This is a genomic window from Ruegeria sp. HKCCD6157, assembly GCF_013110685.1.
Lineage (GTDB): Bacteria > Pseudomonadota > Alphaproteobacteria > Rhodobacterales > Rhodobacteraceae > Ruegeria.
The window spans coordinates 39,493-53,047 of sequence record NZ_WVRB01000005.1 but is presented as its reverse complement, the minus strand read 5'-3'; the positions used below and the strand labels follow the sequence as shown (position 1 = coordinate 53,047).

Annotated in this window: 14 protein-coding genes; 4 read left to right on the top strand and 10 right to left on the bottom strand. The window is 60.0% G+C overall.

All coding sequences use genetic code 11. From position 1 onward, the window contains the following. Nucleotides 1-34: 34 nt before the first annotated feature. The 4 genes from GS612_RS15315 to GS612_RS15300 form a co-directional block, all read right to left on the bottom strand. Nucleotides 35-1,405, bottom strand: a complete 1,371-nt coding sequence (locus GS612_RS15315) for a glutamate--cysteine ligase (protein WP_171641518.1) — start codon at nucleotides 1,403-1,405, stop codon at nucleotides 35-37. Nucleotides 1,406-1,471: 66 nt separating this feature from the next. Beyond that, nucleotides 1,472-1,999: a hypothetical protein gene (locus GS612_RS15310; protein WP_171641516.1), complete on the bottom strand. Its 528-nt coding sequence runs from the start codon at nucleotides 1,997-1,999 to the stop codon at nucleotides 1,472-1,474. Then, on the bottom strand, nucleotides 1,996-2,841 hold the full coding sequence (locus tag GS612_RS20710) for a GNAT family N-acetyltransferase (protein WP_216603619.1): 846 nt from the start codon (nucleotides 2,839-2,841) through the stop codon (nucleotides 1,996-1,998). Before GS612_RS20710 ends, GS612_RS15310 begins: the two co-directional genes overlap by 4 nt. Continuing rightward, the gene (locus GS612_RS15300; protein ID WP_171331414.1) at nucleotides 2,838-3,563 is read right to left on the bottom strand and encodes a 16S rRNA (uracil(1498)-N(3))-methyltransferase; all 726 of its coding nucleotides are present in this window, start codon (nucleotides 3,561-3,563) and stop codon (nucleotides 2,838-2,840) included. The genes GS612_RS20710 and GS612_RS15300 overlap by 4 nt, the downstream gene beginning before the upstream one ends. A 12-nt stretch (nucleotides 3,564-3,575) precedes the next feature. Between GS612_RS15300 and ubiA the strand changes: the two genes are divergently transcribed. From ubiA to GS612_RS15285, 3 genes are all read left to right on the top strand, one after another. After that, nucleotides 3,576-4,538 (top strand): 4-hydroxybenzoate octaprenyltransferase, encoded by a 963-nt coding sequence (gene ubiA, locus GS612_RS15295; protein WP_171641513.1) that lies wholly within the window; start codon nucleotides 3,576-3,578, stop codon nucleotides 4,536-4,538. Nucleotides 4,539-4,602: 64 nt separating this feature from the next. Beyond that, on the top strand, nucleotides 4,603-6,528 hold the full coding sequence (locus GS612_RS15290; RefSeq protein WP_171641511.1) for an OmpA family protein: 1,926 nt from the start codon (nucleotides 4,603-4,605) through the stop codon (nucleotides 6,526-6,528). A gap of 1 nt (nucleotide 6,529) precedes the next feature. Next, the gene (locus tag GS612_RS15285) at nucleotides 6,530-6,850 is read left to right on the top strand and encodes a hypothetical protein (protein ID WP_117870533.1); all 321 of its coding nucleotides are present in this window, start codon (nucleotides 6,530-6,532) and stop codon (nucleotides 6,848-6,850) included. Between the two features lie 21 nt (nucleotides 6,851-6,871). On the opposite strand, the gene GS612_RS15280 is transcribed toward GS612_RS15285, so the two are convergent. The 4 genes from GS612_RS15280 to pgsA form a co-directional block, all read right to left on the bottom strand. Then, on the bottom strand, nucleotides 6,872-8,080 hold the full coding sequence (locus tag GS612_RS15280) for a PLP-dependent aspartate aminotransferase family protein (protein WP_171641509.1): 1,209 nt from the start codon (nucleotides 8,078-8,080) through the stop codon (nucleotides 6,872-6,874). Between the two features lie 112 nt (nucleotides 8,081-8,192). Beyond that, complete coding sequence (locus GS612_RS15275) at nucleotides 8,193-8,636, bottom strand: molybdenum cofactor biosynthesis protein MoaE (protein ID WP_171641507.1); 444 nt, start codon at nucleotides 8,634-8,636, stop codon at nucleotides 8,193-8,195. A 3-nt stretch (nucleotides 8,637-8,639) separates the two neighbouring features. After that, on the bottom strand, nucleotides 8,640-8,885 hold the full coding sequence (moaD, locus tag GS612_RS15270) for a molybdopterin converting factor subunit 1 (RefSeq protein WP_171641505.1): 246 nt from the start codon (nucleotides 8,883-8,885) through the stop codon (nucleotides 8,640-8,642). Between the two features lie 3 nt (nucleotides 8,886-8,888). Then, nucleotides 8,889-9,557 carry a CDP-diacylglycerol--glycerol-3-phosphate 3-phosphatidyltransferase gene (pgsA, locus tag GS612_RS15265; protein WP_171641503.1) on the bottom strand — a complete coding sequence of 223 codons (669 nt, stop codon included), beginning with the start codon at nucleotides 9,555-9,557 and terminating at the stop codon, nucleotides 8,889-8,891. A 173-nt stretch (nucleotides 9,558-9,730) separates the two neighbouring features. On the opposite strand from pgsA, the gene GS612_RS15260 reads away from it, so the two are divergent. Beyond that, nucleotides 9,731-10,615: a DMT family transporter gene (locus tag GS612_RS15260; protein WP_171641501.1), complete on the top strand. Its 885-nt coding sequence runs from the start codon at nucleotides 9,731-9,733 to the stop codon at nucleotides 10,613-10,615. Here GS612_RS15260 and uvrC read toward each other — a convergent pair. Together uvrC and GS612_RS15250 are read right to left on the bottom strand one after the other, a co-directional pair. Continuing rightward, a complete protein-coding gene (uvrC, locus tag GS612_RS15255; protein ID WP_171331420.1) occupies nucleotides 10,612-12,474 on the bottom strand; it encodes an excinuclease ABC subunit UvrC in 1,863 nt (620 codons plus the stop codon). The two genes, GS612_RS15260 and uvrC, sit on opposite strands and share 4 nt — an antisense overlap. Nucleotides 12,475-12,764: 290 nt before the next feature. After that, nucleotides 12,765-13,544 (bottom strand): SDR family oxidoreductase, encoded by a 780-nt coding sequence (locus tag GS612_RS15250; RefSeq protein WP_171641499.1) that lies wholly within the window; start codon nucleotides 13,542-13,544, stop codon nucleotides 12,765-12,767. Between the last annotated feature and the right edge of the window lie 11 nt (nucleotides 13,545-13,555).

Below are 13,555 nucleotides of genomic sequence, written 5' to 3'. Positions count from 1 at the left end.
GCCAGCCCCGCGAATGCAAGCGGGACCGGGCGGATCAATAGCTGTATTCGGGGAAAATCCGGGTCAGATCACCGTTCCAGTCGCCGTTGTAGTGTTCCAGCAACTCATCCGCAGGCACTTTCCCGCTTTGGATGCTGTCCTTGAGCGCGTTGAGGAAATGGGTCTCGTCCGGCACCAGACCACCGGCACCGGGATAGGCGCGGGCTTTCAGGCCGGCCTCGGAGATCGCCACAACCTCACGCGCCAGATCGTGCATGTTGATTTTGCCGACCTTCGCTTGCAGACCGTCTTTGGCAGCTGCGACACGCAGCGCCTCGCGGGTTTCGGTGTCCCAGCCTTTGACCAGATCCCAAGCCGCATCCAGGGCCGTCTGATCGTAAGTCAGGCCAACCCAGAAGGCGGGCAAGGCGCACAGGCGCCGCCATGGGCCACCATCGGCCCCGCGCATTTCCATGAATTTCTTGATCCGCGCCTCGGGGAAGGCGGTGGTCAGGTGGTCGGCCCAATCGCTGAGCGTGGGCGTTTCACCCGGCAGAGCGGGCAGTTCGCCTTTCAGGAAGTCGCGGAAAGACATGCCCAGCGCATTGATATACTGGCCGTCGCGATAGACGAAATACATCGGAACATCGAGCGCGTATTGCACGTAACGCTCGAACCCAAAGCCGTCTTCGAACACGAAAGGCAGCATGCCCGTACGCGCATCGTCCAGATGCCGCCAGATGTAACTGCGCCAGCTTTTCTGGCCATTTACCTTGCCCTCGAAAAAGGGCGAGTTCGCAAACAACGCCGTTGCCACCGGCTGCAAGGCCAGCGCCACGCGCAGTTTCTGCACCATGTCGGCTTCAGACCCGAAGTCGATATTGACCTGAACGGTGCAAGTGCGCCGCATCATGGCGCGACCCATGGTGCCAACCTTCTCCATGTAGTCGTTCATCAGCCGGTAGCGGCCCTTGGGCATCAACGGCATCTCGTCATGGGTCCAGATCGGAGCAGCGCCCAGACCGATAAAACCCACGCCGATCTCATCTGCGATGTCCTTTACCTCGCGCAGGTGGGTGTTCACCTCATCGCAGGTTTCGTGGATGGTCTCGAGCGGAGCCCCCGACAGCTCCAGCGCGCCGCCCGGCTCCAGGCTGACATTGGCGCCATCCTTTTCCAGACCGATCAGATGACCCGCTTCACGGACTTCGGCCCAACCGTGCCGGTCGCGCAGGCCCTCCAACACCGCCACGATGGATCGCGCACCTTCGAACGGCAACGGTTTCAGCGTGTCCTTGCAGTAGCCGAATTTCTCATGCTCGGTGCCGATGCGCCAGTCTGCCTTGGGCTTGCAGCCCGACTCCAGATATTCGGCCAATTGCTCATGGCGTTCGATTGGTCCGCCGCCGGACTGGGGGATGGACATGAGACCCGTGCTCCGATCCTGATGTGTCTGTCTTTTGGCCAGTCGTGGGGGCAAACCGCGCCGGTGTCAATGCAGCCGAAGGTGTGGAGGGCGCGAGGGCGTACGCTCCCAAATCACGACCGGATGGGCCGATCCACCGTTCAGTTCGGCCAGCATATGCTCGGTTTTCAGGCCCGGCAGCGCCGAGAAGACATCGAACAGCGCCTCGGCCCCTTCCGCATTCACAGGAATGTGAAGCACCGTCTGACCCGGTTGTTCCAACACCCAATGCGCCGGCGTCGAGGTCGGATCGAGCGCCAGCCGCTCAATCTCGCGCATGGCGATGATGCCGCCATCCAGTGGGCCGAAATAGGTGATCTGACCTTCATCGACGGTCACGACACCCTGTCCGCCAGTGCCGGTTCTGAACCGCGCGCGCTGCACCCCGATCACCGCCAGGGCGATTGCGACAGCGACAAGCAGCCAGCCGATCCACCCCAGCAGACCACCGGGCCCGTTGATCCAGCTGAAACCGAGGATCAGGACAAACCCGGCAACCAGCACTTCGCGCCAGCGCCACAGGGCCAGTTTTGCCTCGGGTCGGATGAAACTCATGACAGCACCTTTTGTGGTGTTTGCAACAGGGCGATCCGATACCAGCCGACCTGCTGAAACCCCATAGCTTCATAGGCTCGCGCGGCAGGTGGATTGTTGGCGAACAGGATGGCCGCGTTCGCGCCGTCGGTCCTCGCCTTTTGCAACACAGCTGTTGTGACCTTGCGCCCGAGTCCACAATTTCTGTTCTCGCGCGGCACAAATACACCGCCGACCTGAACCTGATCCCGGACTGATGCATTGATGGCGGCCATGGCTACGGGGGCGTCGTCTTCCAGCATGACAATCGCCCTGCCTGATTGAATATCGGTGGTGATCCGATCGGAGGCCATTTCACGCGCCTCTTGCCCTTTGGCCTGGTCGGTATCCTCGAAGTAATCCGCAAACCAACGCGTCAGTAACGGCCGGTCTGCCTCGGACAGGGCACGAAATGGAATCGGTGCCTCTGGGATTTCGCCCAGATCCAGGCGGTACAGGGGTTCATCATGATGCAGGCGATAACAGGCCTGTCCAAGCCCTAGCGCGTCCAATATCATCTCAACCTGTTGTGCAGCCCCTGTCATGCCCAGAACGATCTGACCTGCGATCCGGCCCGCAAATGCCTGAGCGGCCTCTGGCGAACAATCGGGCAGTTGCGCCATCAGGTAGCCCTTTTTGGTCAGGCCAAATACGCCTTGGATGCGATCCTGCCCCCAAATGAAGAACCGGGTGGAGTGGTCATCGTCTCCAAATCCAATCCCGTGCGCCAACAGGTTGCTGCGCAGAAACATGGAAGTATCGGGATGTTTGGCCAAAAACGCCTCAATGGCCGGGGCATCAGACGGCGAGGCTTCTTGGATCACGCCCAATCCCCCAGCGCCTGCTGCCACATGGTCAATGCAGCCACCGCTGCCGTGTCGGCCCGCAGGATACGAGGGCCAAGGCTGACCACATGCGCGAATGGCAACCCTGTCAAACGCGCGCGTTCCTGGTCCGAAAACCCGCCTTCCGGGCCGATGAGAATTGCCCAGGGCCGTCCTTTTTCATTGGCGGCCAGTCGCAGGGCCGATCCAACCTCGGCTTCGTTGCAGAACATCAGTTGACGATCTTCGGGCCATGCATCCAGCAGCCGATCCAACCGCTGCAAATCGGCAACCTCGGGCACGAAGGTTCCGCCGCACTGCTCGGCCGCCTCGACCGCATGGGCCTGCAGGCGGTCCTGACGAATGCGTTCGGAATTGGTGAACTCGGTCTGCACCGGCAGGATACGCGCCGCGCCCATTTCGGCGGCTTTTTCCACGATGAAATCGGTGCGGGCCTTTTTTATGGGTGCGAACAGGAACCACAGATCGGGTGGCAACTGCAACGGTTTCGTCTGTTCGATACAGGTCAGCTTCCCGCCGCGTTTTCCCGCCTCGGAGACTTCGGCCAACCACTCTCCGTCCCGCCCGTTAAACAGGGCGACCTGCCCTTTGACTGCAAGTCGCATGACACCAAAGAGGTAGTGCGCCTGGTCGCGCGTCAAAGGAACCGATTGCCCCTGACCCAAGGGCTGCTCTACATACAGTCTGATCTTCGCACTCATGAGACCCTACATATGCAAGGCAATGCCCCAACACCAGATGGTCAAGTCGCCGATGCCGTCAGCGGCAACTGGGTCGACTCCCGTGCCCCGGCCTTTGCCCGCCCCTATCTGCGCCTCAGCCGCGCGGACCGACCCATCGGGACATGGCTGCTGCTGATACCCTGTTGGTGGGGGCTGGCGCTGGCGATCCTGCATGATGGTCAGCCGCGTTGGGAAGATCTGTGGATCGCTATGGGATGCGCATTTGGGGCCTTCCTGATGCGGGGCGCCGGTTGCACGTGGAATGACATTACGGATCGGGAATTCGACGGGCAGGTCGAACGCACACGCTCGCGCCCGATTCCTTCGGGTCAGGTCAGTGTCCGGCAGGCCGCGGTCTGGATGGTCCTGCAATGCATTCTGGCGCTTGGCATCCTTCTCAGCTTCAATCAGGCGGCAATCGCAATGGGTGTTCTGTCCCTGCTGCCCGTTACGATCTATCCGTTTGCCAAACGGTTTACCTGGTGGCCTCAGGTGTTTCTGGGGCTGGCCTTCAACTGGGGCGCCCTTCTGGCCTGGGCGGCGCATAGCGGTTCCGTGGGATGGCCAGCGGTGACGCTTTACCTGTCTGGAATCGCGTGGACCCTGTTCTACGATACAATCTATGCGCATCAGGATACCGAGGATGACGAACTGATCGGCATCAAATCAACTGCTCGTTTGTTCGGAGCTGATACAGCGCGGTGGCTGAAGTACTTTTTGGTGGCGACCGTGTCGCTTATGGGGCTGGCCATCGTCGATGCAGGGGTGCCGGATGCCTCGATGCTGGCATTGGGCGTTGCGCTCTGTGGGCCTTGGGCAATGGGCTGGCACATGATGTGGCAACTCCGCGCGCTGGACATCGAAGACAATGCCAGACTGTTGCAATTGTTCAGGCTCAACCGCGACACTGGCTTGATTCCGCTGATCTTCCTCTGCGTCGCCCTGTTGCTCTGATTGCACCTGCTGAACGCGGCCTGTAAAGATCGGCCCAACCGCCTGAGGAGTGTCAAACCCAAACATGCGTCTGCCGTATTTTATCGTTGTTTCCCTGATCTTTCTTGTATCAGCCGGGCTGTCGCTTTTGGCAGCCAGCTATGCCGTCACAAAGATCGAAGAGACATCGGAGTTCGCCGTGCGCCGGGCGCTTGACCTCAAAGGACACGACTGGGCCGAGGTCGAGTCAGACGGCTTGCGCGTGGTCCTGACCGGGATTGCACCCGATGAGGCGACACGATTCAACGCACTGACCGCAGCCGGAACTGAGGTCGATGCGTCCCGCGTAATCGATGAAATGGAGGTCGAAGCAACCTCTGCCCTGGCGCCGCCGCGCTTTTCGGCGGAAATTCTGCGCAACGATCACGGCATCTCGATCATCGGCCTGATCCCGGCCAGCGAAGACAGAGATGACCTGATCAGAAGGCTGAGCAAACTCGACCGCAACATCGCAGTTTCGGACCTGATGGAAACCGCGGATTACCCCAAGCCCGACGGTTGGGATGCCGCGATATCATATGCCATCGAGGCGCTGGCGAGCCTGCCGCGTGCCAAAATTTCCGCAAACGCCGATTTGGTCAAAATCACCGCCATTGCGGACAGCCAACAGGAAAAACAACGTCTCGAACGCGATCTGACCCGCGCCGCGCCGCCCAGCCTGCGGATCGGGCTGGCGATCTCGGCACCTCGTCCCGTCATAACGCCCTTTACGCTGCGTTTTCTGATCAACGAAGACGGTGGGCAATTTGACGCCTGTTCGGCACAGGATGCAAAGGCACGCGACCAGATCGTGACCGCTGCGCGCGATGCCGGGTTGTCGGGAACATATTCCTGCACCATCGGTCTGGGCGAGCCCTCGCCACGCTGGCCCGAAGCCGCCGAGAAGAGCATTCAGGCACTGGCCAGAATCGGCAAAGGTTCGGTCACGATGTCGGATGCGGACATTACCCTGGTTGCGGCGCAAGGCACGGATCCAGCCTTGTTCGACCGGGTTGTAGGTGAACTTGAAACAGCGTTGCCTCAGGTCTTTGCCCTGCATGCTGTGCTGCCGGAACCTGAAACCAGCGAACAGACCGGACCCGTTGAGTTCTCGGCGACCCGAAGCCCCGAAGGGCTTGTGCAACTGCGAGGGCGTCTTGGGGATGAAACGTTGCGGGACATGGTCGACAGCTATGCCCGCGCGGCCTTCGGCTCGGATCAGGTCTATACCGCGACCCGCATCGCGCCGGGGCTTCCGGCAGATTGGCCGGTGCGTGTTCTGGCCGGCCTCGAGGCGTTGGCCCAGCTTCACAACGGGGCCTTGACCGTAACACCAGGCTCGGTCGAACTGACCGGCCTCAGCCATGAAGAGGATGCCAAAGCCCGTATCGCAGGTCAGTTGTCGGACAAGCTGGGCGAAGGGCAGGAATTCACTCTGACGATCACCTATCAGCCTCCGCCAGAGCCCGAAGACGCGCTGCCCGATCCTGAAGTCTGCGAAGCGCAGATCGCCGAAATTCAATCCGTCAGCAAAATTGCGTTCGAACCCGGATCGGCAACGATCGCATCCGACTCGCGCGATACGGTGAACCAGATCGCCGACATCCTGCGTGACTGCGGGCCGATCCGGCTGGAGATCCAGGGCCATACGGACAGCCAGGGCCGCGAAGAGATGAACCAGCAGCTCAGCCAGGCACGGGCGCAATCGATTCTGAACGAGCTGCGCGGGCGGCGCATTCCCACCAGCAGCTACACTGCCGTTGGATACGGTGAAACACAGCCCATCGCGGACAACGACACCGAAGAAGGCCGCGAAGCCAACCGGCGGATCGAGTTCCGGCTGATTCGTCCCGAGCCGGTCGAAGCCTCCGAAACAGGCCTCGAAGCGCTCGAGGCTGAGGCCGAGGCTGACGCGCCTGAAACGGATCAGACCGAATCGACCGCACCAGACACGGACGCAGAGGACCAGTAAGTTGAACAGAACCGAATTCATCATCGCCACAGCCGTCATTCTGTTTGCGGCCTTCTGCATGGGCTGGTTTGCCAACTGGCTGGCACACCGCCTGTCCCGCGTCCGCCAAAGCGACGTTGCCGATCTGGATCGCATGAGCCAGGAACTGCACGAAGCGGAAGAAACCCGCGATCAGGCCATAACCTATCTTCAGCAACGTGAAGCCGAGTTGACCAATCAGCTGACCCAGACAGAGGCAGAGCTGGCCGCGGCCATGGACGGTCTGCGCGCCGCGCGGCAAGAGGCCGAGGAAATGCGCGGTCGGATCAACAACGCCGACTGAGAAACCGCCTTCCCGGACGGCTCACAGGACCTGCGCCAAGTCTGCGATCAGATCTTCGGAGTCTTCCAGTCCAACCGACAGCCTGAACACGCCGTCGCCTGCGAAATCCCGGTAACTTGCCAATTGCGCCCCTTCCAATCGGAAGGACGATTGCATCAAAGCTTCGGTTCCCATCCAGAATATCAGACTGCGATGGTGGCCAAGCGACACGGCATAGTGAACGATCCGGAGTTTATCGATCATCTGCTGGGCCAGTGCCTCGCCTGTTGCGTGATCACCCACCTGAAAAGCGATCATGCCGGATGTGTTGCGCATCTGCTGTTGGGCCAGCTCGTATTGGGGATGCGACTTCAGCCCCGGATAGATCACTCTGGTCACGCGCGCGCGTGTCTCAAGCCAATCGGCAACGACGGTGGCACCTGCCTGATGCGCTGTCATCCGCAGCGGCAGAGTGGCCATGCCCCGCGCGATCATCCACGCGTTGAAGGGGGACATGATGCTGCCGTGGTGGATCGCGGATTCGGTGCGGATTTTCGCGATCAGGTCCTTTCGCCCGGCCACCGCACCACCGATGGCATCACCGTGCCCGCCGACATACTTGGTCGCCGAATGCATGATCAGATCAACGCCCAGCTCTTTGCTTGGCTGACCAAGCGGAGACGCAAAAGTCGCATCGCAGGACAGCAACGCCCCCGCGCTTTTGGCAATTGCTGAAATCGATGCCAGATCGGTCAGACGACCGATCGGGTTCACGGGTGTTTCCGTGTGGATGAGACGCGTGTTCGGCCTGATGGCTGCTGATACCGCCGAAAGATCGGACATGTTGACCGTGCTGACATGGATCCCCAGACGCGGCAGCGTGTCCCGCGCCAGCTCTGCCACGCCCGCGTAAGAGACGTCGGAAACGATCAAATGATCCCCGGCAGACAGGAACGTCAGGAAGATGGCGGTGGCGGCCGCCATACCGGACGCCAGACACAGGCAATCTTCGGTGCCTTCCAACATGCTGATCTTGGCTTCCAGCGTCCTGACGTTGGGATTGGCCCAGCGCCCATAAAGATAAGGGGCTTCTTCCTCCAGATCGTGGGCCGAAAACCCCGCCACCTGATCCGTGACGAATGTCGAAGACATATGCAGGGCCGGCGCAGACGCACCGCTGGCCGGGTCCGGGGCCTCGCCTGCGTGGATTGCCCGTGTCGCTAGGCCCTTGTTTCTCAGCCCGTCATGCATGCCGCCATCCTCTTGATTCACTTGCGCAGATTTAGCGCAGGCTCGTGAGCCGGCGTCCAGAGAAGAATTGAAACCGTTCGGATTCCAGAACCACCGCGGTGGTCGCGCGACGCTACCAGCGGGTCAGAGCGTCTTCGTCCTGATCTTTGGCCGCAACCCATTCGGCACCGGAACAGGTAATTTCCTTTTTCCAGAACGGCGCGCGGGATTTCAGGTAATCCATCAGGTATTCGGCCGCCTCGAACGCGTCCTTGCGATGCGGAGCCGCCGTGGCCACCATCATGATGCGATCCCCCGGAACCAAGCGTCCAAAACGGTGTATGACCAGCACGTCACCCAATGCCCAACGCGCCTGCGCCTCTTCGGCGATCTTGGTCAAGGCGCGTTCGGTCATACCGGGATAGTGCTCGATCTCCATCACATCCAGATCACCGCTCGCCAGGTCACGCACAACGCCGGTGAAGGTGACGATGGCACCGTTGGAATCATCCCCGGCAGCAAAGGCATTGGCCTCGGCCCCCAGATCAAATGCCTCTTCCTGAACCGCGATCCGCATCGGTCAACCGCCCGTCATCGGCGGGAAAAACGCAACTTCCCGAACACCTGCCAGCGACGCATCGAAATCCGACAGCTCCTGATCCAACGCAACGCGCAGCGCGGACAGATCGGCAAATGCCGCGGCATAGCGCTCTTCCCGAGCGCTTAGTTCAGTCACCAATTCGCTGACCGTGGCCGCTTGCGTTTCGACCTTTTCCCTTGGCAAGCCGATGCGTTCGCGCACCCAGGCGAAATACAGAACATCCATCGGTTAGCTCTCCTTCAGATGAGGCATGGCTTTACGTAGATAGTCATAACCGGTGATCAATGTAAGCGTTGCCGCAATCCACAGCAGCCACAGCCCGACCTGACCCGCCCAGTACATGCCATCGACATTCAGGCGCAGATGGTTCACGTCTTCGACCTGACCCGCAATGATCTGCTCGACCAGCTCGGCATCCATGCCAAAACTCGCCATCACGGCATAGTGCTCGAAGATACCCTGCGAAAACAGTACCGCGATGGCGATCATCTGGGCCGTGGTCTTCCATTTGGCCAGTTTGGTGACTTTGAGCGTCCCGGCCACATCGCCCAGATATTCCCGCAGGCCCGAGACAAAGACTTCGCGAAACAGGATCACGGTTGCAGGAAGGACAAGCCACGGCGTCCAGTGCTCGGTCGAATAGCCCACAAGGATCATAAGCGCGATCACCACCATGGCCTTGTCGGCGATCGGATCCAGCATCGCTCCGATCTTGGTCTCCTGCTTCCATGCGCGGGCCAGATACCCATCGAACCAATCGGTAATCGCCGCTGACAGGAACAGGATCAGTGCAAACCAGTCCGCATAGGGACGGGTGAAATACAGAAACATGACTGCCAGCCCGGGCGCGGCCAGCAGGCGCAGGACGGTCAGGAGATTAGGCAAATTCCACTTCATGGCTTGGACCCTATATCGCCGGTCCGGGACAGAAAAGCCAATCAGACAAAAAACTGCATCACTCACAAACGCTTGGTCAAAGCGCCGCAGGCCCGACGTCTCAGAACAGTACCTCTTGGCCTTTCCCGGCTTTGCGGTCAGATTGCCGCGCAAGCCCAGCCGGAAAGCACCAGATGACAGCGCATATTCAAACCGACACACGGTCGAACATGATCGGCAGCCTCTGGATGGTCGCCGCGATGGCCGGTTTTGCGCTGGAGGATGCGTTGCTGAAGGCAGCCTCAGCCGCGCTGCCGATCTGGCAGGTCCTGGTTCTTTTCGGCGCGGGCGGGTCGGTGATTTTCGCTGCGGTGGCCCGGGCCCGTGGGCAGCGGCTGCTGCAACCTGACGTTCTGTCCCGCCCGATGAAAATTCGGGTGCTGTTCGAGGTCTTTGGTCGGTTGTTCTATGTTCTGGCCATCGCACTGACGCCGTTGTCTTCGGCCACGGTGATTCTGCAAGCCACGCCTCTGGTCGTTGTTGCAGGCGCCGCGTTGTTCTTTGGCGAGACAGTCGGTTGGCGGCGTTGGAGCGCAATCTTTGTCGGCATGATCGGCGTTGTCGTCATCCTGCAACCCACCGGAGACAGCTTTTCGCTGCTGTCGATACTGGCGGTGCTGGGAATGCTGGGATTTGCCGGACGTGATCTGGCCAGCCGCGCAGCACCTGCCACGCTTGGAACCGAAGTCCTGGGGTTCTACGGCTTCCTCAGCATCATCGTGGCCGGCGTGGCCTATCGGTTCTGGGAGGGCGCGCCGATTGCACCGGTCGGCCTTCACACCAGCCTGCATCTGATCGGTGCGGTGCTGATGGGCGTATTGGCCTATGCGTCACTGATGAAGGCGATGCGCACAGGCGAAGTGTCCGCCGTGACCCCGTTCAGATACACCCGGCTGTTGTTCGGCATCGGGCTTGGCATAGCCATGTTTGGTGAGAAGCTGGATCCCAACATGTGGATCGGCAGCGCGCTGATCGTCGCGTCGGGTCTTTACATCCTCTGGCGGGGCCGGCAGGCCTAGCCCTTGTCGTGGAAGAAATCGTAAACCTTCTGCGCCAACCCCGCCGAGATCCCTTCGACCGCTTTCAGATCGGCCAGATTGGCCCGGCTGACGGCTTTGGCGCTGCCGAAATGGGTCAACAGAGCACGCTTGCGCGCGGCACCTACCCCTGGGATTTCATCCAACGGCGTTGCACCCACGGCCTTGGCGCGTTTCGCACGATGGGTGCCGATGGCGAACCGGTGCGCTTCGTCTCTGAGACGTTGAATGAAATACAACACAGGGTCGTTGCGTTTCAGCGCAAAGGGGCGCTGGCCGATCCGGTGGAATTCTTCCTTGCCGTGGTCGCGGTCGACCCCCTTGGCGACGCCGACCATGGGAATGTCTTCGACCCCATGTTCGACCATGATCTGATGCACCGCGCTTACCTGCCCGGCGCCGCCATCAATCAGCAACAGATCGGGCCACAACCCTTTGTCGCGGTCCGGGTCTTCCTTTTGCAGTCTGGTGAAGCGGCGGTTCAGCACCTCTTTCATCATGCCGAAATCGTCACCCGGTGTCAGGTCGTCTCCGCGGATGTTGAACTTGCGGTAAGCGTTCTTCATGAACCCCTCGGGGCCGGCCACGATCATGCCGCCGACAGCATTGGTGCCCTGAATATGAGAGTTGTCATAGACTTCGATCCGTCCCGGCGGACCATCCAGATCGAACGCCTCGGCCAGCCCGCGCAGCAACTTGGCCTGCGTGGCACTTTCCGACATGCGGCGGGCCAAAGCCTCGCGCGCGTTGCGCAAGGCACCGGCAACAAGTTCCTGTTTTTCGCCACGCTGCGGCACAAGGATTTCGACCTTGCGCCCGGCTTTCTCAGACAGCGCATCCTGCATCAGATCCACGTTTTCGATTCCGTCCGACAGGATCAGCTGACGCGGCGGTTCCTTGTTGTCGTAGAACTGGCCCAGAAAGGCCTCCATCACCTCGGCAGGTGAAACATCCGGGCCGACGCGGGGATAGAAATCCTTGTTGCCCCAGTTCTGGTTCGCACGGATGAAAAACACCTGCACGCAGGCCTGACCGCTGTCCATATACAGGCCGATCACGTCCGCCTCGGCCACACCGCGCGGGTTGATGCCCTGAGAGGTCTGCACCTGCGTCAGAGCCCGGATGCGGTCACGCAGACCGGCGGCACGTTCGAACTCCATCGCCTCGGATGCGGCCATCATCTGCTCGGCCAGTTCCTCTTGCACCTTGGTCGAGCGGCCCGACAGGAAGCGTTCGGCGTCCTTCACGCTTTCACGGTAATCCTGCTCTGAGATCAGGCCGACACACGGCCCGGAACACCGCTTGATCTGATACAGAAGGCATGGCCGCGTTCGGCTGTCGAACATCGAATCCGAGCAGTTGCGCAGCAGGAACGCTTTTTGCAACTGGTTCAGCGTCCGGTTCACCGCACCGGCACTGGCGAAGGGGCCGAAATAGGCACCTTTTTCCTTCTTCGCCCCTCGGTGTTTCTTGATCTGCGGAAAGTCATGATCCTTGGCGACCAGTATGTTCGGAAAGCTTTTGTCATCCCGCAACAGTACATTGTACTTAGGTTTGAGCTGCTTGATCAGGTTCTGCTCCAGCAGCAGGGCCTCGGTCTCGGTTCGCGTGGTCAGGAACATCATCGAGGCCGTCGCGGCGATCATCTTTTCGATCCGCCCCGAATGACCCGGCCGTGTGTAATTCGACACCCGTGCCCTGAGATTTCGGGCTTTGCCGACATACAGAACCCGGCTGTCTGCATCGAGCATGCGGTAAACGCCCGGAGAACTGTCCAGCGTTTTTACATAGCGCTGAATGCAGGCATAGCCGGTGGGGGATGATTCGCTGTCGGTGGTCATGATCCTGAGATATGATTCTCTGGCAATGGCTGCAATCTCACGCCTTCCAGATCAAGAGAAAACAAATCCACTGTTTCTGTGGATAAGTGTGAAGATAAAATTCCGGAAGATCGGAAATCCCCTTGTTTCCTTGCCTTTTCCTTTACTTGCACAAAAAATAGGCAACTTATCAAGTACTTGTTTTTAAATGTTATTTTTTTGTATACTTAGCAAGTGTATGAAAAAAAAGACATTTTTGTAACGCGCGTGTAACACAATTGCGAGCGGTGCAAAACTTGCAGCAGAATTACTTATTCTACACCCAGAACATCCGGAGTTTTCCAACCCAGATGCTGACCGCCGTCCACGCATAACAGCTGTCCAGTGACCGCGTGTGCATCCAGAAAGTACCCAAGCGCAGCGGTTATGTCAGACGGGTTGGATCCCCGCTCCAGAACGGTATTTGAACGCTGTGCCTGGAAATGCTCTTGGCTTTGGCGGTGGCCTTGCATCGTTGGGCCGGGCCCGATCGCATTGACACGGATCGTCGGAGACAACGCCTGCGCCGCCGTTCGGGTCAGTGCCCACAAACCCATTTTTGCGATGGTGTATGACATGAACTCGGGCGTCAGTTTACGCACGCGCATGTCCACCATGTTGACGATAAGGCCGGTTGCAAGCGGTTCGCCATTTTCATCTGTTCCAGCACTCAGCCCCTGACCTGCCATGGCCTGCGTCAGCACAAAGGGCGCGCGCAGGTTGCTGTCGAGATGTCGATCCCAGCTTTGCCGGGTTGCCGTGCGGATGTTGTCGTATTCGAAGATCGATGCGTTGTTCACCAGAAACGTGATCGGCCCGCCCAGCGCCTCGGCCGCTTTGGGCAGCAGCCCCTGAACCTGAGCTTCGTCCAGCAGATCGGCCTTCAGGGTCACGGATTTTCGGCCCAGGGCCTGTACCTCTGCCGCCGTCTCCTGCGCCGGGCCTTCGGATGAGACGTAATGCACGGCCACATCGAAACCTCGATCTGCCAGATACAGTGCCATGGCCCGGCCCAGACGAATACCGGCGCCGGTGACTAGGGCTCGGGTCATGCTTCACCTCG